Source organism: Janthinobacterium sp. SUN128, from assembly GCF_030587275.1.
Lineage (GTDB): Bacteria > Pseudomonadota > Gammaproteobacteria > Burkholderiales > Burkholderiaceae_D > Janthinobacterium > Janthinobacterium lividum.
The window spans coordinates 1,124,604-1,145,788 of sequence record NZ_JAPWHY010000001.1; the positions used below are offsets into that span (position 1 = coordinate 1,124,604).

The following is a 21,185-nucleotide window of genomic DNA, read 5'->3' on the forward strand; positions in this document are numbered from 1 at the left end:
AGGTATTGCAAATATTGACAGGAGTTAAGATTTTGCCAAGCAATGACGACAGCCCGCGGCCATCGACACGGCCCAGCTTATTGACGCCCGCGCAACAGGCCGAGGCGGACCGTAGCCGTATCCTCAACCATCTCGAAGGCGGCAAGCGGCCTGCGCCCGTGCCGCTTGGCGGCAGGCGCGCCAGCCGGTGGCCGGTCTGGGGTGGCATGCTGGCCGGTGCCTTGCTGTTGCTGGCCACCGGCGCCTGGCTGGGGCAACGCGAGACGGCGGCGGTGGAGGACCCGGTGTTGCGCAGCACGGCGCCAGCAGCGGAAACACCGGCCACCGCTCCCGTCACCGCCGCGGCCAGCATACGCGAGGAGGAACAGCCGGCGCCGCCGCGGCAGAGCTTGAGCGAAATGCTGGGCGCCGACCTGCCAGCTCCCGTCCCGGCGCCGGTGCCCGGTCCCAGGGATGTGCTGAGCAAGGCACTGGAAAGTCCGCAGAAGAGCGCGCCCAAGCCGGCGCGCGCGCCGCAGAAAAAAACGCCAGCCAAACCGCTCAATCCCGCTGATAAGGCCAAGCCCGCCGCCACGCCGGAACAGGAAAGCGACGTAGCCCTCCTGGCCGCGCTGGTGTCGCATGCCCAGGCTGGCACGCCGCCCAAAAAAGCGCCGTCCAGCCTGCAAGCCCAGTTACAGCAATGCAGCAAGTTGAAACCGGCCGCCGCCGATAGCTGCCGGCAGCGAACTTGCGCCGGCCGTACCGGCAAGCCGCTATGCAAGGCCGCCAGGGCTGCGTCGAAAGGCGCACAATGAGCGCAGCGCAGCTGGACCAGGTGGGCGCCGCGCTGGGAGCGTTCTCCAGCATCACGCGCTTGTACGAAATCAAGCTTGAAGGCGACAGCGCGCAGGATGCGGACCTGCTGCTGGTGGAAGCGTTCGCCTGCGACGAGCAATTGCAGACGCCCGGCGCGCGCGATGTCATCGTGCTGTCGACCAGCGCGCAGCTGGCGCTGGCACCCATGCTGGGCAAGCTGGCCACGCTGCAAGTGAGTTTGTTTGATGGCAGCCGCGCCAGCTTCAGCGGTCATGTCAGCGAGGCGGCCATGCTGGGCAGCATGGGCGGCCTGGCGCGCTACCGGCTGCGCCTGACGCCCTGGTTGTGGCGGCTGGGCCAGGTGCGTAACAGCAGAGTCTGGCAAGACAAGAGCGTGATCGAGATCGTCGAGTCCGTGTTCCAGTCCTACGCGCCGGCGGCGCGGTGGCGCTGGAGCGATGACACGCGTCCGTTCATGGATGGTGTCGCGGCGCGCAGCTATTGCTGCCAGTACCGCGAGTCGGACCTCGATTTCGTCAGCCGCCTGCTGACCGAAGAAGGGCTGGCGTGGCGCTTCGAGGAACAGGAAGGCGGCCATTGCCTGGTGCTGTTTGCCGACAGCAGCAGCGACAGCGCGGTGCCGGAAGACGCGCCCAGCGCGGCCGGCGGCGGCATCCGCTTTCATGGCGCGCGCGCCGGCGAGCAGGGCGACACGCTGCAGGCGTTCAGCACGTCGCGCTCGCTGAACACGGCGCTGGCGACCGTGCTCAGTTATGACTACAAGGCCAAGCAGGCGGTCGCGGCCAGCGTGCCGACCCGGACGGCGGTGGGCGGCCAGCATGCGCCGCTGCTGGAAAGCTACGATACGCCGGGCCAGTATTATTATGCCGACTCAGCCCAGGCCAGCCGCTACGCGCTGTTGCGGATGCAATCGATCGAAGCGCGCAGCGAACGCTGCGTTGCCCGTTCGACGGTGCGCACCTTGCGCGCCGGCACGCGCTTCAGCCTGACGCAGGGACCGCTGCAGGCGGCGGGCGGCGACGCGCCGGCCCCCGCTTATACGGTGCTGCGCGTTTGCAGCGTGGGCGTAAACAACCTGCCGGCGCCGGCCAGGCAAGGTCTGGCCGAACTGTTCGGCCCGATCCCGGAACTGCTGCAGGAAAGCCTGAGCACGCTGAACTTGGGCCCGCGCCACATCGAACGTTTCGAGCAGGTGATCGCCCAGGCGGTGGCCAGCGGCTACGCCAATCATCTGGAAGCGATTCCCGCCGCTACGCCGTGGCGCCCGGTGCTGGGTGAGAACGGATTGCGCCAGCATCCGAAACCGACCGCCTTCGGCAGCCAGAGCGCCATCGTCGTGGGAGCCGATGGCAATGACGCGGCCAGCGGCGCCGATGAAATATATTGCGACAGCCTGGGCCGGGTGCGCATCCGCTTTCACTGGCAGCAGGAGACTGGCGCAACTTGCTGGGTGCGGGTCGCGCAGCGCGCGGCCGGCGGCGGCATGGGCAGCCAGTTCCTGCCGCGCATCGGCCAGGAAGTGCTGGTGCAGTTCCTGGAAAACGATATCGACCGGCCCATCATCGTCGGCGCGCTGTACAACGGCCAGGGCGAGGGTGGCGGTGCGCCCACGCCGGGCGGCGCCGCCGCTGCCCAGGCCGACACAGACAAACTGTTCGCGCCAGCCCACGACCATGGCGTCACGGCCCAGGGCAACTTGGCGGGCGGCAATAGCCCGCTATGGCATGGCGCCGCCGGAGCCAGCGCGGCGCACCGGAACGCCAGCGCGCAATGGGGCATCCGCAGCAAGGAGTTCGGCAAGGCGGGCAGCATGGCCGGCTACAACCAGCTGCTGTTCGACGACACCGACAGCCAGGGCCGGGTGCAGCTGAAAAGCAGCCACGCGGCCAGCGAACTGAGCCTGGGCCATCTGATCCACGCGGCCGACAATTACCGCGGCAGCCTGCGCGGCGCCGGCGCCGAGCTGCGCACGGATGCGTATGGCGCGGTGCGGGCGGGCGCAGGCCTGCTGCTATCCAGTTATGTACTCAACCATGGCGCCGGCGCGCGCGACCCGGCCGGCGACAATGCGCCCGGCATGGCGCTGCTCAAGCAGGCCGCCAAGCTGGGCGAGACCTTCAGCGCGGCGGCCGTCACGCACCAGGGCGTGGCCTATGCGGCGCACCTGGGGGCGACGGCGCCCGGCAGCAGTACGCTCGATGCGAAGGCCGCGCCGTTGCCGGCTTTCCTGACTACTGCCTCGGGCATGCTGAGCCGCGACAGCGTGGCGGCCGCCAAGAACGATGCAGCCGGCAAGCCCGTCGCGCCGGCCGACGACAAGCTGCCGCACAGCAGCGACGCCATCATCGCGGTGGCGGCCAAGGGGGGCCTGGGCGTGGTGGCTGGCCAGGATATGCAATTGTCGAATGGCGAAACGGTAACACTGATGAGCGGGCTCGATACGCAGTTCGCCGGCGGCGGCAAGTGGCGATTGCACACGGGCCAGGCGATCGGTCTGCTGGGCGGCGTGGTCAAGCCGGGCGAGGGCGAGCTGGGCATGCAGCTGGTGGCGGCCAGCCAGCCCATCGAGGTGCAAGCCCAGTCCGACGAGATCAAGGTGCAGGCGCGCGAAGAGGTCAATGTCGTCAGCGCCAACGCGCATATCGACTGGGCGGCGGCAAAAAGCATCCGCCTGTCCACGGCGGGCGGCGCCAACATCACCATCGAGGGCGGCAATATCACGATCCAGTGCCCCGGGAAGATCACGGTGTTTGCAGGCAAGAAAAGTTTTCTGGGGCCGACAGGACTCGGTTATCCATTGCCCCGTCTGCCGCGTTCCGAACTGGCGTTGCGGCCGTTGAAATTCTTGCTACGCCTGGCAGACACGCCGGGGCTGAAAGGCCATGCGCTGGCGCACACGCCGTGGAAGATCACCCATGGCGAGCAGCCCGACGGCATGGATTTCATCGACGACGACAAGCTGGTAGCGCAGGGCAAGACCGATGCATCGGGGAATATCAAGCTCAGCGATGCGGAGGAAGAAAAGCTTGCCGCCGTCTATGCGAGCAATCCGGACCATACGTGGATCGTGTATCCGGGCCACAGCGTGCGGCTGAACGTGGAAACCGAATCGCCCGACTGGACCGACAAGGAAAAGCTGTTCCATGCGATGCAGGCGGCGGATTTCAGCGCCGGGCGCTATGCCACCATCTTCGAGGCGGCCGCCGCGCCGCAGGCGCGCTATGCGAAAGAAGCGCTGGCCTCGCTTACCCTGAAAAACATCCTGCCGAAGGTGAAAGTCTGATGCTGACGTTTTCCTTCCATGCAAGCCAACCGGCGACACACTGCGACATGCGTCATGACAAATAAAAATATCTCCCAGCTGACGGGCAAGGACGGTACGCCGAGCGCGCCGGCCACGTCGGCGCCTGGCTGTTTCGTGCACGATGGCGAAGAATTGCCGAATTTCCCCGAGCAAAAGTGGGGCAGCATCTTTTCGGAACAGCAAAAGGGCAACCAGGTTGAATTCTATGTCACCGGCGAAGAGTATTTCACGGCAGTGGCGAAAGCGATCGAAGGCGCCAAGAAGTCGATTTTCATCACCGGTTGGCAAGTCAATTTCGATGTCGAACTGACGGCGGGCAAGACCTTGTTCGAATGCCTGGAAACGGCGATAAGCAATCCCCACCGTCCGAAAGTGTATGTGATGCCGTGGCTTTCGCCCAAGGTCGGGGTCGATACGGGCGACTTCGAAACCGTGCTGGCGATCTTCCAGCTCAATGCAGGCGTCGGCGGCCCCGCCAAGGCGTTCGCCTTGCCGGCGATCGCCCAGAGCGACATGGAAGGCATGCTGGGCATCGGCTTTTCCCATCACCAGAAACTCGTGGTGATCGACAATGAGCGCGCGTTTGTCGGCGGCATCGACCTTGCCTATGGCCGCCGCGACAACGGCAAGTTCGCCCTCAGCCACGGCACGCGCAAGGGCAACGAGGTGTACAACACCTGCATCCCGGCCATCGAGCCGATGAACCATGAAGCGCAAACGGCCTACCTGACGCGCGCCGAGCTGCTGGCCGGCTGCATCGGCGGAAAAGTCGGTGGCGCGGCCACGTTTGCCACCTCGGCCACGATCAGGCCGATCGCCGTCGTGCTCGACGTGGTGCAGGACGCCAAGGATGGCATCGCGCGGATATCGAAGAATATGTCCGCCAAATGGGATGCGATCGACCTGATGCCCGACTTTATCGGCAAGCTGCAAGACATACCGATCGATGTGGCGCAGGATATATCGCGCTGGGCTTACGGCCAGCTCGACAAGGGCTTGCGCGACAAGGTCGATGCCGTGCGCACCACGGGCAGCGCGCATGTGATCGACGGCGGCACGGCGCTGATGTCGTGGCTGAACGCCGGCTCGCTGAACAAGCTGCCGCCCGAATTGCGCAGCGGCACGGTCAAGCTGATCGAGACCTTCGTGATTGGCGTCCTCACTTATCTGTCGACCTTGGCCGACGCGCGTCCCACGCGCTATGAAAACCTGAAAAAATTGCGCAAGATCATGCCGACCGGGGCCAAGACCTTCGCCGCCACGCAGCCGCGCATGCCATGGCACGATGTGCATGCGGCCATCGTCGGGCCGTCGGTCAGCGATTTGAGCCGCAATTTCATCGAGCGCTGGAACGGCATTGCCCAGCGATATGAAAAATCGTATCAGGCCAGCATGCCGCCTTCGCTGATCAAGATGTTCCAGGCGCTGGGCATGTCCGGCACACCCAGGCTGGTCTTGCAGCGCATTGCCGCCGCGCCGCCGCCCAAAACGCCTGCGAAGCCGCCGGGAGATGCTTGGGTGCAAGTGTTGCGCAGCGCGCCGATGAGGTTGCTCAATGACGAGCTGGCCGCCCATGCGCGCGGCAGCAAACCCGCGGCCAGGCCGGAATGGCCGCAGAACAATTGCCTGAAGGCGATGTTGACGGCAATCAATGGGGCGCAGAAGTTCATCTACATCGAAGGCCAGTTTTTCCAGTCGGAATATGGCAGCGATGCAAGCAAGACCAGGCCGCTGTCCGGTCCGATGGCGGCGCTGCTCGACATCAGCAAGTCGCCGGCGTATGAAAAGTATGCGCGCCAGCTCGGCGTGTATGGCGTGCCGCCGGCAGAGATGATCGACAAGCTGATCTGGTCGCAGATCGACGATGTCAAGGCCGACATTACCGGTGGCGGCAGCGATTTCATGGCCGATCTGTTCAATGTGATGAGCAACTACGCCGATATCACCTCGACCCGCATGATGGGCAAGGAAGAGCCTGGCATCCTCAATCCGATCGGCCTGGCGCTGTCGCAGCGCATCGAGCGCGCCATCAACGACGGCTTGCCCTTCCATGTCTACATGGTGCTGCCGGTGCACCCGGAAGGCACGCTCGACACCCTCAATATTATGACGCAGCTGCATTTGACGATGCAGTCGCTGGTGTTTGGCAAGGATAGCCTGGTCAACCGGATCCGGCGCGCCATCCTGGCGCGGGACCTGCGCAAGAGCAAGAAACTGGGGGCGGAAGAGGCCAGGAAAACCGTTGCCGGCTACGCGCCTGACCGGCTGGCCGAACTGGTCGGCGACAAGTGGACCAGCTACCTGACCTTGCTCAACCTGCGTTCCTGGGAAACCCTGGGCACGCGCCACGTGACGGAGCAGATTTATGTGCACTCCAAATTGCTGATCGCCGACGACCGGGTGGCGATCCTGGGCAGCGCCAATATCAACGACCGCAGCCAGCTGGGCGGGCGCGATTCGGAACTGGCGGTCGTCGTCAGGGATGACAATCAGACCGACGTCGAGCTCGACGGTGTCGATAGCGACAAGGTCAGCGTCAACGTGCATGACTTGCGGGTGCGCCTGTGGAAAAAACTGTTCGGCCTGACCGATGGCGCCACCCCGGCCAAGGGCTTGATCAAGCACCTGTTGCATCCGGCGGCGCCGGACACCTGGGAGGCGATTCAAAAAGTGGCGCTGGCCAATGCGGAAGCGTATGCCAAGGCTTTCGCTTTCCTGGCGCGTCCAAGCGGCAAGCCCAGTTCGATCTGGCCCACCTGGAACGCCAGGACGCGCAGCCTGGAGCACCACATGCCGTTCCACGAGCGCTTCTGGCGCGATGCCGATATCTTGCGCGACAAATCGCACTCCTGGGAGGCGCAAACGCGCGCGCCCGAATCGGCGCCGGTGGGCGTGCAGGGTTTTATCGTGGCCTTGCCGGTCACCTGGACGGCAGGCGAAAACAATATTTCAGGCATGAATCTGACCCTGCTGGCTCATCAGGAGAAGAAACCGCCGCGCGATGCAGACCATCCATTGCCGCAAGAAACCTACGCCCAGGTTGAATCAGGCAAGCGCCCGCCAGCCGGGCAGGGCGAAAGCTCGGCTTGAAGAATAGTGTTTTTTTTGATTGGTAGCCATGATGATAGTTTGTCTTCCGCGTTTTGCCGCATGCCATCTCGCCACTCTCCTGCTGTTTGCCGGCGCGTATGGCGAAGGCATGGGCGCCAACCAGGCCGATCCGGCGGCGCCATCGCGCAAGCCCACGGCGCAGGAACTGATGCAAGCGACCGCGCCCGGGTACGCGACGCCGGCCGGCATGGCGCGCGAGTGCCTGGGGCGGCTGGTGTTCGACGTGCATGCACCGGTACAGTGGCCGACCCGCTACAAGGACGCTTCCGACACGGGCATCTTTTACCGGTCTTTCAGCGAAGACGTATTTCACCAGGGTGATGAGATACAGGTTGGAAATGTCCGTATCGGTGTGCTGGGGCCGCTAGGCAAGGAAGATATGGCCGCCTTGCGGGAAGCCATGCCGCAACCCAGGATCGACCGCCTGCAGGCGCTGCTCAAGGACGATGAGGCGGAGCTGGCCGAATTGAAAGGCCAGCCCTCCAATGCGAAGACCCGCCAGGCGAGCTATCTGGCGCAGAAGTCGCTCACCGGCAGGCAGGCGCAGATCAAGGAACTGCAAAGCAACTACCAGACATTTGATTCCGGCCTGCCCGACAGTGACGGTTACCGCAGCAGCGAAGGTTCGGGAACGGCTAACCCCACCCGCTATTCCATATATCGCACCCACCTGAAGCGCGGCGAGTATGTGTATGTGTTTGAATCCATGCAAGAAATACGCGACAACAATAGCGAGGCGGCGCATGGCCAGCAGTTCATCCGCTTCCTGAAAAGCTTCCGCCCGCGCGTCGCCAATGAAGTGCCGAAAGAGCTGGGCCTGTGCATTCCGCATGGCTTTATCGCTGACGATGGCAAGACGGTCAGCGCTATCAAGCAGTCCTTGCGCTGGCCCGACGCGCCCGGCGTGTTATATACGATCAGCACCGGCAACGTCGATCCGCGCGCCTTGAAGGTGCCGCTGGTCCAGGCGGCCGCTACCGGCGGCATCGGCCAGTTCGGCAGCCGCGGCGAGCAGGAGGCCAAGCCTTTCATTGTCGAACGCATCGCGCCCCGTAGCGTCCGCATCGGCGCGCTGACGGCGCAGCAGGGCGGCGTGGCGCTGAAAGTGGAGCGGCCAGGCAGCGCGCCGTTTGAAACCTATACGGTATTCACCGGTTACGCGGGATGGCTGGGCACGGCGGTGCTGCCCTACATCCTGATCGAACTTGGCAGCCGCAGCATGGAGCAGGCACCGGAACTGAAGCAGAATCCGCCGCCTTTCAAGAGCAGCTACGCGCGCCTGGAAACCTTGTTGAAGAGTACGCATTTGCGGCCCACCGAACCGGCCATGCCGGAGTTGCGCGGTCTGAGCGGCACGCAATGATTGCTGAGCCGAGATTTCAATCGAAACACTCTTGCTATAAAAAAATTTCTAGGGTGTAATGGCTTCGATAAAAATGCTTATTTACTAATTTTGTGCGGGAAGCCGCGTGATGGAGTTCCGGATGTCCATGTCCTTGCCCGCCAGTTTCACGCAAGCCAGCAGATTGCTACAGCTGACCACGCCCCTCGGCGCTGACCGCCTGCTGGCAGAATGCGTGCGCGGCGAGGAAGGCTTGAGCACGGGCTTCGTGTTCCAGATCGCGGCCTTGTCGATGGACGCCGCCATTTCCTTGCGTACCCTGATTGGCCAGCCGGCCCTGCTGCAATTGCTGACCGCTACCAGCGCCGACGCGCTGCGCCCGTTCCACGGCCATATCACCGCCGTCGAGCTGGTTGGCGCGAACGGCGGCATGGCGCGCTATCACCTGACCCTGGAACCGTGGAGCGCGTTTCTTGCCCACGGCCGCGACAGCCGCGTGTTCCAGGACATGACGGTATTCGACATCCTCGACGCGCTGTTTGCCGCTTACCAGGCGCAGGGCAAGCTGGCGCCGGCCTGGCGTTTCGATATCCTCGACCGCGCGGCATACCCGAAGCGCAGCCTGAGCACCCAGTACCAGGAAAGCGACTGGGCCTACGCGCAGCGCCTGATGCACGAGGAAGGGCTGTTCTATTACTACGAACACGGCGGCGATCCCGGCAGCCCCAGCCTGGGCAGCCACTGCCTGGTGATCGCGGACCATAACGGCGCGTTCAAGCCGAATGCCCAGAGCAGCATCAATTTCACGCAGCCGGGCGCCGTCATGAAGGTTGACAGTATCGACCGTTGGCGCACCGAATTGCGCCAGCAGACCAATGCCATCGAACTGGGCAGCTGGGATTACCGCTCGCTCGACCAGCGTGTTGCCTGCGCGGCCGGCCAGGCGCAGGGCGTGGAGCTGCTCAGCCGCGACGCGCCCGGGGCCTATGCCTATGCCTCGCGCGAGCAGGGCCAGCGCATCGCGCGCAACCAGTTGCAGGCGCTGGAAGCGGGCAAGGAAGTCCATGTGGCGGCCGGTACCGTGCGTACCTTGTCGCCGGGCACCACGTTTAGCTTGCAGGGGCAGCCGGTGTTCGACCAGGCGGGCAGCGACGACGAGCGCAGCTTCCTGATCGTGCGCACGGTCCACCTGATGCACAACAACCTGAGCGCGGATCTGCAGTCGTCCATTGTGCAGACGCTCAAGACGGGCTTGCTCGATGCGGCCATCCGCAAGGAGCAAGCCGGCAGCCTGCACCGCATGCCCGCGCTGCTGGGCGCCATTGCCGAGCGGCCCCTGTACCGCAACCGCATCGATGCCATCCGCAGCAATATTCCTTATCGCGCCAGCGGCAAGGACCAGCATGGCCAGCTGCTGCATCCGCGCCCGACCGTGCATGGACAGCAGACGGCCGTCGTGGTGGGTCCGGCCGGCGCCGTGATTCACACCGACCGCGACCACCGCATCAAGGTGCAATTTCACTGGCAGCGCGGCGTCATGAGCCACAGCCGCCTCGACCATCCGCAAGGCGGCAAGCATACCGGCGCGCCTGGCGACGACAGTGCCGGCACTTGGGTGCGCGTGGCCTCCACGATGGCGCCGGTGGCGGGCGCCAACTGGGGCGGACATGCCTTGCCGCGCATCGGCCAGGAAGTATTGATCGATTTCCTGGAAGGCAATATCGACCGGCCGCTCGTGATCGGTACCGTCTACAACGGCCAAGGCACGGCCGACGCCCAGAATAACCGCGTGGCCCATGGCGCCGGGCCGGCCACCGGCAATGCGCCGGCCTGGTTTCCGGGGGAAGCGGGCGCGCATGCCCACCCGGCCGCACTGTCCGGCATCAAGAGCCAGGCCATGCAGGCCAGCCAGCAGGGCGGCGCGGCGTACAGCCAACTGGTATTCGACGACAGCCCGGGCCAGCCACGCGTGGCCCTGCAGCGCCATGCCGGCGCACACCAGGGCACTGCCGAGCTGAACCTGGGACACTTGCGCCATCAGACGGACAACCAGCGGCTGGCCGCCGCCGGCTTTGGCGCGGAACTGAAAACCGAGCACAGCGCCGCGCTGCGTGCAGGGCAGGGGCTGCTGCTGTCGACCGACGGACGCACCAATGCCAGCGGCACGCAGATGGATACCAAGGAAGCCACGGCCCAGATCGAACAAAGCCTGGCCTTGCTGACATCGCTTGCCGAGACGGCGCAAAAGCACAAGGCTGTCTTAGGCGGTGGGCAAGGCCAGGCCGAAGCGTCGCCCGATACGCTGCCGGCGCTGAAGCAATTGGCGAACAGCATCGAAATGCTCAAGGGCACGGCGGGCACGGGCGATGGCCAGGTGACGGCCTATGGCGCGCCGCAGCTGCAATTGTCCAGTCCGGCCGGCATCGCCGCCACCACGCCGCTCAACGCCCTTTTCGCCGCCGGCAATACCAGCAGCATCGCGGCAGGGCAGGACATCAATTTCGGCGCGCAAGGCAACCATTTCCATGCGATCAGTTCCGGCATCAGCCTGTTTACTTATGGCAAGGCCAGCAAGCCCGACAAACCCAACCAGGAAACGGGCATCCGCCTGCACGCGGCCAGCGGCAAGGTCAGCAGCCAGAGCCAGTCCAATGAAACAAAATTAACCGCAGACAAGGCCGTGACCGTGGCCAGCGTCAGCAAAAGCGTCAACATCAACGGCAAGCAGCATGTGCTGATGACGGTGCAGGGCGCCTATATCAAGCTCGAAGGCGGCAATATCGAGATTCATGGGCCCGGCAAGATGGAATTCAAGGCCGGCATGAAGGAGCTCACGGGGCCGGCCAGCGCCAGTCCTGCACCTTTGGCCTTGCCGGCAGGACAATTGAAAGGCTGTGCACTGAAACTGCTCGATGCCACGCAGGCGGGAGCGGCCAGTGTCAAACGATAAAGTGTCATCGCCTGCTCTGTCTTCGGCGGGGAGACCGGCGGCGCGCGCCGATGAAGTGCTCTATAACGTGGCCCGCGGCTATGACAGGACCGTCGTCCTGATCGACCAGTTCATCGACAATCCTTTGCGCGAGGCGATCGAGGCTCTGTCGCCGCCCGCGGCCAGCGTGCTGCTCGATGACCCGATCTTCCAGGATGACTTGCAGCGCGCACCGATGCTGCTCGCGTTGTCAAACAAGCGGCCCGAGCACTATGCGCTGGTCGAACATAGTTTGAAGCTGGCGCAAGAGCAGCATGCCGAACCGGGCGCAGTGCCCCGGATCTGTGCCTGGCTATTTAGCCATGCAACGTTGGAACGTCTGCGCAGCGCCATGCTGGCGCGCCTGAATGTGCGCTATCCGTCCGGCGATGCCGTCTACCTGCGCTATTTCGACCCTCGCGTCATGCCGCATCTGGCGAGACTGTTTCCGGCAGCTACTGCAGGCGTGCCGGGGCGCAGCAGTTTTGCCGATCTTCTCGGCCCTGTCGAGAGATGGTGCCAGCTCGACCGCGATGGGCAGCTGATCCAGCATGGCAATGCGCAGCCGGTGTCGGCAGTGCAAGAGATTCCCCTGCGCATCGATGAGCCAACCAGGCAGGCGATGGAGCGCATCGAGCAGATCAATCTGGTGGTGCGCATCCTGAGCGCCAGGCAAACGGCAATCGGGCCAGGCATCGATGCGCAAATCGACCACCATCTTGTCTACAGCGCAAGTGCGGGCCTGGACCAGCCTGATGACCAGATCGCCTATGCCTGGCGCGCCGTCGCACACGGCCAGGCATTCACCATGCACCCCGCCCTAGGGGAACTGATGCGGATGGCAGCCACGCAAGGCTTGCCGCTGGACATAGTATTAAACGCCCGTCTTCATTCCCTGGCTTGATGCCCAGCAGGATGACCGCGTGCCGCCCACTCAACAGGAAGAGCGATGAAAGACTGTAAATTTTGCGATAAAAACGGCTTGTTCATTTTGCCCTTGCGTTATGCGGCAGTGGTGGGCGAGGGCGCGGCGAATCATGTGCCAGCCTTGCCCGGCAAGCTGGGCGACAAGGTAAAGCACATCACGCTGGAAAACGCCAGCTATGCGCCGCGCCTGCTGCGCTCCGGTTTCCTGTACGTGCTGATCAAGCGGTCGGGATTGCTGTATTGGGAAGGCTATTTTGCCGACGACGACGCCTTCCTGTCCAAATTTCCCGTCGATTCGCCGCCATCGGCGGCCGTGAATTTTTCTTGTGACCGCACCACCTGCGGCATCAACGCCAGCCTGATCGCGATCGACAAGATCGAGTTTGTCGAAAAAATTTATCTGTTGTTCACGCCGACTGCCATGACGAGAGAGCGGCTGGATGCGTATGCGGCCAATGCCGAGGCCAGCGTTAAAAAAGGACAAATGCAGGTTTTTCTGCCAAAGGAATGGGCGGCGGGCAGTACCGAACAGCCGCACAGCCTGAAGCCTGAAGAGCTTGGCGAATACGTCCCCGAGGCCGTGCTCGCCCGGCAGTATCAAAATGCCTGCAAGAGCCCTTTGGGAAAAATTCTCATGCAGCAGCTCTACATGGCAAGTTGCGATGCTTATGAAGGCACAGCCAATCTTCCTCTGGCGACGCCGGGCGGTCGGATCGGGAAGCTGGAAGAGAAAATGGTGGCGACCAAGGCGGCAGCGTTTGCTGTGTTTGACCCAATCGGCATCACGCAGGAATTGAACGATTTTCGTAATGCAGCACTGCAACCGCTTGAGAATTTTCTTGAGCAGGTGGACAAGGAAAAAGTCAGCAATCGGCGGAAGATGGACGTCATGGTTGGCATTGATGATGTCAAGGACTGTGTCATCAAATACGGCGTGGAAATCAGAAAGAAAAATCTCGATGACATGGATTCGAGGGCGCTTCCGGATATTAATAAAAATAACGCCGAAATGCTCAGGAAATTAAATCGTGTAAAAGAAGCTGAAATAATTGAAGAGAGAATAAGGAAAACTTCTGAAGCGCGAGAGAGACGGCGCGAGCAGCTTCTTGCGGGCAGTGAGCAGGATGCACGCGAAAAATTTGAAAAGAAATATGAGTCGCTCATCTCTGTTTCTGAAATTGAATTGCTTCGAAAAGCGCTGGATAAACTGTCGAAAGAAGCGGAGGCAACATCGAGGAAGAGAACTGCCGATCACGTCAAGTGGGTGATGTCCACGGAACTGGTTGAGGCATTTGATAGTTATGACGAAGAAAATATCAGCAGCGGGTTCTGCTTTAATTTTGAATACTCCCGGTGCGTGTTTGGCATGTTCTCGGGTAAGGAAAATGAACCTGTTCTTAAAAATTGGATGGATGTCAATTCCATTGAAAGAAAAAATTTGTACATGCGTTCAAATTTTTACAATCACAAATCTTTATACGATGCTGCGGAAAAAGCTTTCAAGGATGCTAAAGACCAGGTCGAGGCTGCAGGAGATATTTCAAAAGTACAGGCGGTACCGTGGTTAAAGGCCTGCAAAGGCCTGATTGATTCCTTTAAAAAAATTGATTCCGCATGGGATGAATGGTTGCGCGATGGTGGAGTCCTTAAAATTCACAACAAGGATCCAAAGGCCGGCACGGAAAAGGCAATAGTAAATTTATCAAAATACCATCGAACTGTGGAGGGAATGGCATTTGCAAAAATTTCCGAGTGGACTCAAGCGCTGTCCACCAAAAGCGGGAAGCTGGACAAGGCTATTTCCGGCGTCGTCGGTGTATTGCTGTACTCAAAATTGGCAGATCTTACTGAAAAAATAACTTTCGAAGAATTGATGCTTCCTCTGAAACAAAAAAATATTGATGAATTAAGAGAAAAATCAAAGAAATACGCTGATACGCTGAAGACGGAAAATAAAAAAAACAAATTAGAGCAAAGCATAGAAAATAAAGCTGAGCGTATTGCTCGAGCGGAGGCCACAAAAATTGCTCAGGCAGATGCTGCAAAAGTGGAAGGGAGCATAGGAAAACTGATAGAGGATGAGCAGATAAAAGTAAAAAACAAGGTAAAAATTTCATTGGACGAATTGGATGTCGGGAAAAGGCCCGAGACCAATAATTTTCGCCATGCCCGCATTGGTGTTCTTTTAATGTCAATTGAAAGCCTTTCCCTGGCAACCAAATTGCCTCATTTCTTCGATTCTCCCAGGTTGAAAGCTGAGGTGGCAGCTTCAATATTGTCATTGAGTAGTATGTCTTTTGATTTGGTTTATTCTGTGACAAAATCTATCAGGGAAATTTCTCCTTATAACAAGATTTCGGGAATAAATAAAGGTGCAGATATTATTCGTGGTGGCTTTAAAATGGCTGCCGGGTTTCTTGGGGCTCTTTCTGGTGCAATTATAGTTTGGTTAGATATTCTTTCGGCTTATGAGGAAATTAAGAAAGAAAGAACCAATAGAATGCTGGTGGGAATCTATGCTGGTCGGGCTGGTCTCGGTTTATATAATGCGATTGCGGGTTTGGTCGCTGCCTTTTCTTATTCTGCTCCTTTAATGTCTCGATTGGCGGGCTCGCTACTGGCGAGAAATTCGAGTTTTTCATTAAGTATGGCAAAATTTTTTGTTGGAACTGCTGCAGTCGCAAAAAAAGTGGCAGATGGAAGAACTCTTTTATTAATAAGGCTGGCTCGGTTCAACCTTATTGGTGTAGGAGTAACTGTTATCGAAGTGGGATATCGAGTATGGATCATGGACGATGATCTGGAAAATTGGTTTCAAGCATGCAGTTTCAGAAAGAGAAGAGGATTATTCAGTGAAAAGCCGTTTGATTCCGTTGAGAAAGAATTAATGGAATTGCAGAAGGCATTCAAAACGGTTCAATCATAATTTTTAGGAAGCACATGATGAAAAAAGAGGGTGCTAAAAATGCTTCTTCCGAAGAGGTTTTTTTTACTGTGGAAGGAAAACTCACAGAATTTCATATGGCTGCAACAAATGTGAATTTACTTAGTAAAATCGAAAGCAGCCTTGCGGAAAAAAATCTGGCTGGCGGCGTTGCCGCCGTCATCAATGGCATGCCAGGGGCATTGGCAAACGCAGCCATGCTGAGTTTTTACGATGGTGAAGATATGTACAATTTTGCCGGGTTGGTCAACGGGAAAGTAGTATGTGGTGTTTTTAGAGATGCCGATAAAATCAAGGATGGCGATATCGTCAAATTGGTGGTGACACAGAGAAAGGACGTGCTGTACGTACACAGTTTGATCCGCATTGATGATAGCTTTTTTATGATGCCATTGAATGCTTATTGCGGAGAGCGTTCTTTTTTCTGGAGTTGCATGAAATTTGCAAGGAACATGACCTTGGCTGTTTGGATAATTCTTTCTCTTATGTTTTTTTTATCTGTCGATGTATCGTTGGAGAAAAATGAGAATTTAATTACGATGTTCAGCATAATATTCCTGATGCCGTTGATTTTTTGTTTTCCTTTTGAGTATTGGAGCTTCAGAACTATGCGTGATTATTCGATCTATGCGACGGAGATTTTCACTGCCCATGGCTTTCCAAGGCCAAGTGATTTTGATATGCGCGCTGGCGCTACTTTATTCAAGGATCACAGCTATGGTTTTATTGGATACAGTTGCGAATTGGCCTTGAAAAAACATATGTCGAAATACAAAATTCAATCTGCTTGATAATTTCCTCGATACATTTCCGTTACTTTTCAAGTTGGATCTGAGTCGCTTCCTCCCCGAAATTGATGGCATTGCTGTAAAGATATTGCCAGTTCAGCGATCGAGAAAATCATATGCATGAATTCTCCTATAAGTTGGTCAGCGGTGTTGTCGAGGAGTTAAGAACTTCCGACATGCATGTGAATTATTTGAAGAGTGCCGAATCGTTCAAAAAAATGTCCGGTTTGACCTCGATCGTGCAGGCTACCACGGGCGAATCAGGCGCTGTTCAGAGCGCGCAGGCAGCCACAAGTGACGGTGACCCTGTCACAGGCTTCACTATGAGCGTGGGCGGCAAATGGGTTAGCGGAAGTTTTTGGGAAGTTGGTTTTCGAGCCGGGGACGAGGTTCAGGTTGTCGGCTATCAAAAAGGCCATGACTTCATCGCCGTCGCAGTCATTGATATAAAGGAAAACAAGATATGGATGCAGCCACATTCTGAACGTGGCACTACCGCAAAAAAATATCATCTATTAATATGTAGTGGGTATTTTTGGATAGGATTATACATCCTTACTCTTGGAATGGGTTTTTTTGGGAATATTCCATTATGGTTGATGTTGATTACTGCGACTATAACAGCGCCGGTTATTTTATTTATAACAGTGGGATTGAGTTGGTCAGATTTTATGGATTTTTCAAAGGAGATGAATAGAGTGGGGAAGGCACTTGGGATCGCTGAGCCGGAAAAAATTGATCTTTTTAAAAGTACGAGAAAATCAAGAAAGTCAGGAAAGCCCGCTTTGCCGATGGGCGTGTACTATCTTTAAATTAGATAAGTAAAATGTACGATCCCATTGATGTTCCTGATGAGCCGTTCCTCTCTGGGGTAGAAATGAAGCATCTTCATTTTCTAGACAAGGATGGCGGCAGGTACTTAGCGCTCGATGCTCTGGCGGTCGTAATCGCGCGCCATCCCCCGCGATGCTGTCGCGCGATTACTGGCAGACAGTGCCCCTGTTTTATTCCGCTTGCCCCAGGCTGACCAGCCGTGCCAGGGTCTCTTGCGCGTTCATGTTCTTGGCCAGCGAGACGGCAGTCATGCCGCGGCTGTCCACGGCATCGATGCGGGCGCCGTGCTGCAGCAGCAGGTCGAGGATGGCCAGGCGGTTGAACATGGCTGCTATCATCAACGGGGTCTTGCCGTCCGGGCTGGCGCCGTCCACCCTGGCGCCGTGCTGTAGCAGCAGCGCGGCGATGTCCAGGTAGCCTTTATAGGCCACGCCGGCCAGCGGCGTCTGGCCCTGGTCGTTGGGGACGTTGGCGTCGGCGCCCGCTTCGAGCAGCAGGCGCGATGTTTCCAGGTGGCCATGGTAGCTGGCCAGCATGATCAGGCTGTCGCCTTTTTCGTTGCGGAAGTTGACTGGCACGCCTTGGGCCACCATGGTGCCCAGTTGCTGCGTATCGCCTTCGCGTACCAGGGCAAACAGGCCCTGGATGAATTCCAGCGTTTCGGCATCCATCGTTGCGGGGATTTTTCGTGCATCGGTGTTCATCGTGTTCTTTCCTCGAGGATGGGCTATGCCTGTAGTCTACTATGCGGCCGGCGCCAGCGCCTTTTGCCGCGAGGCCAGCGCCGCGCCGATGAAGAGGGCGATGGCCGAGGCGATCAAGCCCCGTTCCAGTCCGGCTGGGCCGTCGGCGATCCAGCCGACCACGATGGGGCCGACGATCTGCCCCAGCGCAAAGACCGTCGTGTAGGCGCTGATGCCGGCCGTCCAGGATTGCTGCGGCAGGTTATGCCGCACCAGGGCCGTGGTCGACGCTACCACTGACAGGAATACGGCGCCGAAGACCAGGCCGGAGAGGAACACGACGGGTATAAAGCTCGTCAGCGCGGGCAGGATGGTCACCACGCCCAGCACGCCATTCAATATCGCCAGCGATTCGCCGCCCCTGTAGCGGTCCAGCATGCGCGCCCAGATGCGCGACGACGCCACCACCGCCAGGCCCAATAAAGTGTAGAACACGGTGACCAGGGTGGGCGGCATGCCTTGCTGCTTGAGCAGCGCGATGACAAAGGTCATGTAGCCGATGTAGCCGACGCCGAACATGAAGTAGCCGGCCAGGCTGGGGGTAAAGTCGCGCCAGGCGAAGCGCCGCGGCGTGTCGAGGGCGCGCGGCGCTTCGCCGATCGCTTTGGCCGGCAAGGCCATGATGGCGGTGGCCAGCAGGCAGGCGATGCCCAGTGCCAACCAGGGCCATTGCCAGGCATGCGCGGCGCCGTGTTCCTGGGCGGACGCCAACGCGGCCGGCACCAGCAGGGCAGACAAGGCAATGCCAAAGCCCGTGCCGCCGTAATACAGGCCGATGTAAAAGCCGGCGTGCTGGCTGTGCATGGAACCGAGCCGCGCCGCCAGCACGCCGCCGGCGATGAACATGAAGGCGCTGGCCACGCCCGCGCACACGCGCTGCAGGAACAGGGTGGTGGTGTCGCTGACGAGGCCCGACATCAGCATGAAGATGCTGGCCAGCACGGAACCGATGATCAGCAAGCGCCACACGCCCAGGCGGCGCATCAGGGCCGGCGTGGCCAGTGCGCCGAGAAAATAGCCGAGCGCATTGAAGGTGTTCATGGCCCCGGCCAGCAGGTAGGACCAGCCCAGGTCGGCACGCATGGGCGGCAGCAGCAAGCCATAGGAAAAGCGCGACAGGCCCAGGGCGACGGCAGCACCCAGCGAAAGCGCCAGCGCCGTCGCCAGCGGATGGGCCGGGGAATGATCGTGTGTCGGCATGGCCGGATGACCCGTCTAGATGAAAAGCGTGGAGTTGGCGCCGGGTAGGGCAGGCCGGCGGGCAAGGTTTGTCGGTGCCAGTGGCATACGGCCTTCAACGCCCACCGTTTTTTACTGTCAAGTTAATGAATTGGCCTTGAGAAGTCAAGCCGCTGCCGCCTCCGTCCCGCAAGCCTGTTGCATGCGCAGCACTGGCAATAATGCAAACCTTGTCATTGTTACTTTTGGATAGAATTGTGAGACATGCAATACCATATAATTGCAATTAGGAAATTAACTTGCCTAAAATCAATTTCGCAGGTTGCTCCTGATCCTCCATATCATAAGGGCACTATGAACAAGAATAAACCCGGCGCGTTGTTGATTGCAGCGCTGATTGGCGCGGCCTTGGCTGGCTGCGCTTCCGAAACCTCGCAAGCCGTGGCAGTCCCCACGGTTGCCAGTGCAGCCCGTCCCTACGTTGGTCCACGCACCCTGATCGCTGTCGGCAAGTTCGACAACCGCTCGAACTTCATGCGCGGCATCTTTTCCGATGGCGTCGACCGCCTGGGCAGCCAGTCGAAAACGATCCTGATCGCGCACCTGCAAACGTCTAACCGTTTCAACGTGCTCGACCGCGACAACATGGCGGAACTCAAGCAGGAAGCCGAGTTCAAGAAGCAGGGCCAGAATATCAAGGGCGCCGATTTCGTCGTCACGGGCGACGTGACCGAATTCGGCCGCAAGGAAGTGGGCGACAAGCAATTGTTCGGCATCATGGGCCGCGGCAAGACGCAAGTGGCCTATGCCAAGGTCACCTTGAACGTCGTCAATATCGCTACGTCTGAAGTCGTGTTTTCGGCCGCTGGCGCCGGCGAATACAGCCTGTCGAACCGCGAAGTGCTGGGTTTTGGCGGCACCGCCAGCTATGACGCCACCCTCAACGGCAAGGTGCTGGACCTGGCCATGCGCGAAGCGGTCGAGCGCCTGGTGGCTGGTGTCGAAGCGGGCGCAATGCGCAAACAATAAGGTATCCCATGAAAACAATGATGAACAAGGGCGCGGCCCTGCTGGCGCTGCTCGCCTGTGCCGCCCTGACCGGTTGCGCCACGCAATCGAAGACCCTGTACCAATGGGAAGGCTACCAGCCACAAGTGTACGAATACCTGAAGGGTGAAAGCCCTGAACAGCAGATCGCTGCCATGGAAAAAGACTTGCAGGTGATCGGCGCGAAGGGCAACCATGCGCCGCCGGGCTACCACGCCCACCTGGGCATGCTGTACTCGATCGCGGGCAAGCCGGAGCAAGTTGAAGCACAGTTCGAAGATGAGAAAAAACTGTTTCCGGAATCGACGCCGTACATGGACTTCCTGTTGGGTAAATTGAAAAAAGGCGAGAAATTATGATGTCGCGCATGTTGAAAATGGCCCTGTGCCTGGGTCCTGCCATCTTCATGGTCGGTTGCGCCACCAAGCAGGCCGCGTATGATTACACGGCCTTCAAGGCTGCCAAGCCCCGCTCCATCGTGGTCTTGCCGCCGTTGAACAACTCGCCGGAAGTCAATGCCGGCAACAGCGTCTACGCGCAAGTGACCTATCCGCTGGCCGAAGCGGGCTACTACGTGCTGCCAGTGGCCGTGGTCGGTGAAACCTTCAAGCAGAACGGCTTGACGAATGCCGCCGATATCCATGGCGTCGATGCGAAAAAACTCAACGAGATCTTTGGCGCCGATGCGGGCCTGTACGTGACGATCTCCAAGTACGGCACGACGTACGCCGTGATCGACAGCGTGACGGTGGTCTCGGTCGATGCCAAGCTGGTCGACCTGAAGACGGGCGCTTTGCTGTGGCAGGGCGCGGCCAGCGCATCCAGCAACGAAGGCAATAACAGCGGTGGCGGCGGCTTGATCGGCGCTCTGGTGACGGCGGCCGTCAAGCAGATCATCAACACCAGCACCGATGCCAGCCATCCGCTGGCTGGCACGGCGAATGCGCGCATGCTGTCGGCCGGCGTGCCGAATGGCTTGCTGTACGGTCCTCGTTCGGAACGCTACCTGGCGCAGTAATCGTCCGGTAATACCCCGCACAGGCCCTGCGTCAGCCAGGGCCTGTTGCATAGCGGACATTACCCGCCGACCAGCACAGCACATGTTTGCAGTGATGACCATCGCCAGAAGAAATCACGGACTCGGCTTCCGGCGCTGTCTTTCCTGAGTCCGGGCAGATC

14 protein-coding genes are annotated in these 21,185 nt (G+C 59.5%); 12 read left to right on the forward strand and 2 right to left on the reverse strand.

The genetic code is table 11. The features are described 5' to 3' along the window. Positions 1-32: 32 nt before the first annotated feature. The 9 genes from O3297_RS05215 to O3297_RS05255 all read left to right on the forward strand — a co-directional run bounded on the left by O3297_RS05215 (position 33) and on the right by O3297_RS05255 (position 17,015). Positions 33-797, forward strand: coding sequence for a hypothetical protein (locus O3297_RS05215; protein ID WP_305047936.1), 765 nt, complete (start codon positions 33-35; stop codon positions 795-797). After that, the gene (locus O3297_RS05220) at positions 794-4,102 is read left to right on the forward strand and encodes a type VI secretion system Vgr family protein (RefSeq protein ID WP_305047937.1); all 3,309 of its coding nucleotides are present in this window, start codon (positions 794-796) and stop codon (positions 4,100-4,102) included. Before O3297_RS05215 ends, O3297_RS05220 begins: the two co-directional genes overlap by 4 nt. A 54-nt stretch (positions 4,103-4,156) precedes the next feature. Next, positions 4,157-7,213 carry a phospholipase gene (locus O3297_RS05225; RefSeq protein WP_305047938.1) on the forward strand — a complete coding sequence of 1,019 codons (3,057 nt, stop codon included), beginning with the start codon at positions 4,157-4,159 and terminating at the stop codon, positions 7,211-7,213. Between the two features lie 28 nt (positions 7,214-7,241). Then, positions 7,242-8,597, forward strand: a complete 1,356-nt coding sequence (locus tag O3297_RS05230; RefSeq protein WP_305047939.1) for a T6SS immunity protein Tli4 family protein — start codon at positions 7,242-7,244, stop codon at positions 8,595-8,597. A 121-nt stretch (positions 8,598-8,718) separates the two neighbouring features. Further along, positions 8,719-11,526 carry a type VI secretion system Vgr family protein gene (locus tag O3297_RS05235; RefSeq protein WP_305047940.1) on the forward strand — a complete coding sequence of 936 codons (2,808 nt, stop codon included), beginning with the start codon at positions 8,719-8,721 and terminating at the stop codon, positions 11,524-11,526. Beyond that, complete coding sequence (locus tag O3297_RS05240) at positions 11,513-12,448, forward strand: DUF4123 domain-containing protein (protein ID WP_305047941.1); 936 nt, start codon at positions 11,513-11,515, stop codon at positions 12,446-12,448. The genes O3297_RS05235 and O3297_RS05240 overlap by 14 nt, the downstream gene beginning before the upstream one ends. A 45-nt stretch (positions 12,449-12,493) precedes the next feature. After that, on the forward strand, positions 12,494-15,397 hold the full coding sequence (locus tag O3297_RS05245; protein ID WP_305047942.1) for a T6SS effector BTH_I2691 family protein: 2,904 nt from the start codon (positions 12,494-12,496) through the stop codon (positions 15,395-15,397). Between the two features lie 14 nt (positions 15,398-15,411). Next, complete coding sequence (locus tag O3297_RS05250) at positions 15,412-16,206, forward strand: hypothetical protein (RefSeq protein WP_305047943.1); 795 nt, start codon at positions 15,412-15,414, stop codon at positions 16,204-16,206. A gap of 113 nt (positions 16,207-16,319) precedes the next feature. Beyond that, entirely contained in the window at positions 16,320-17,015 is a 696-nt protein-coding gene (locus O3297_RS05255) for a putative type VI secretion system effector (protein ID WP_305047944.1), read from the forward strand. A 192-nt stretch (positions 17,016-17,207) separates the two neighbouring features. Here the strand turns inward: O3297_RS05255 and O3297_RS05260 are convergent, their stop codons facing one another. Together O3297_RS05260 and O3297_RS05265 are read right to left on the reverse strand one after the other, a co-directional pair. Beyond that, positions 17,208-17,741 (reverse strand): ankyrin repeat domain-containing protein, encoded by a 534-nt coding sequence (locus O3297_RS05260; RefSeq protein ID WP_305047945.1) that lies wholly within the window; start codon positions 17,739-17,741, stop codon positions 17,208-17,210. A gap of 39 nt (positions 17,742-17,780) precedes the next feature. Continuing rightward, positions 17,781-18,980 carry a YbfB/YjiJ family MFS transporter gene (locus O3297_RS05265; protein WP_305047946.1) on the reverse strand — a complete coding sequence of 400 codons (1,200 nt, stop codon included), beginning with the start codon at positions 18,978-18,980 and terminating at the stop codon, positions 17,781-17,783. Between the two features lie 333 nt (positions 18,981-19,313). Here O3297_RS05265 and O3297_RS05270 point away from each other — a divergent pair, with 333 nt between their 5' ends. Genes O3297_RS05270 through O3297_RS05280 form a run of 3 tightly spaced genes read left to right on the forward strand, consistent with a single transcriptional unit; the run spans position 19,314 to position 21,024 of the window. Continuing rightward, positions 19,314-19,988 carry a CsgG/HfaB family protein gene (locus tag O3297_RS05270; protein ID WP_034788077.1) on the forward strand — a complete coding sequence of 225 codons (675 nt, stop codon included), beginning with the start codon at positions 19,314-19,316 and terminating at the stop codon, positions 19,986-19,988. Between the two features lie 8 nt (positions 19,989-19,996). Beyond that, the gene (locus O3297_RS05275) at positions 19,997-20,365 is read left to right on the forward strand and encodes a DUF4810 domain-containing protein (RefSeq protein WP_257219124.1); all 369 of its coding nucleotides are present in this window, start codon (positions 19,997-19,999) and stop codon (positions 20,363-20,365) included. Then, positions 20,362-21,024: a DUF799 domain-containing protein gene (locus O3297_RS05280; RefSeq protein WP_099393391.1), complete on the forward strand. Its 663-nt coding sequence runs from the start codon at positions 20,362-20,364 to the stop codon at positions 21,022-21,024. Before O3297_RS05275 ends, O3297_RS05280 begins: the two co-directional genes overlap by 4 nt. Positions 21,025-21,185 lie beyond the last annotated feature (161 nt).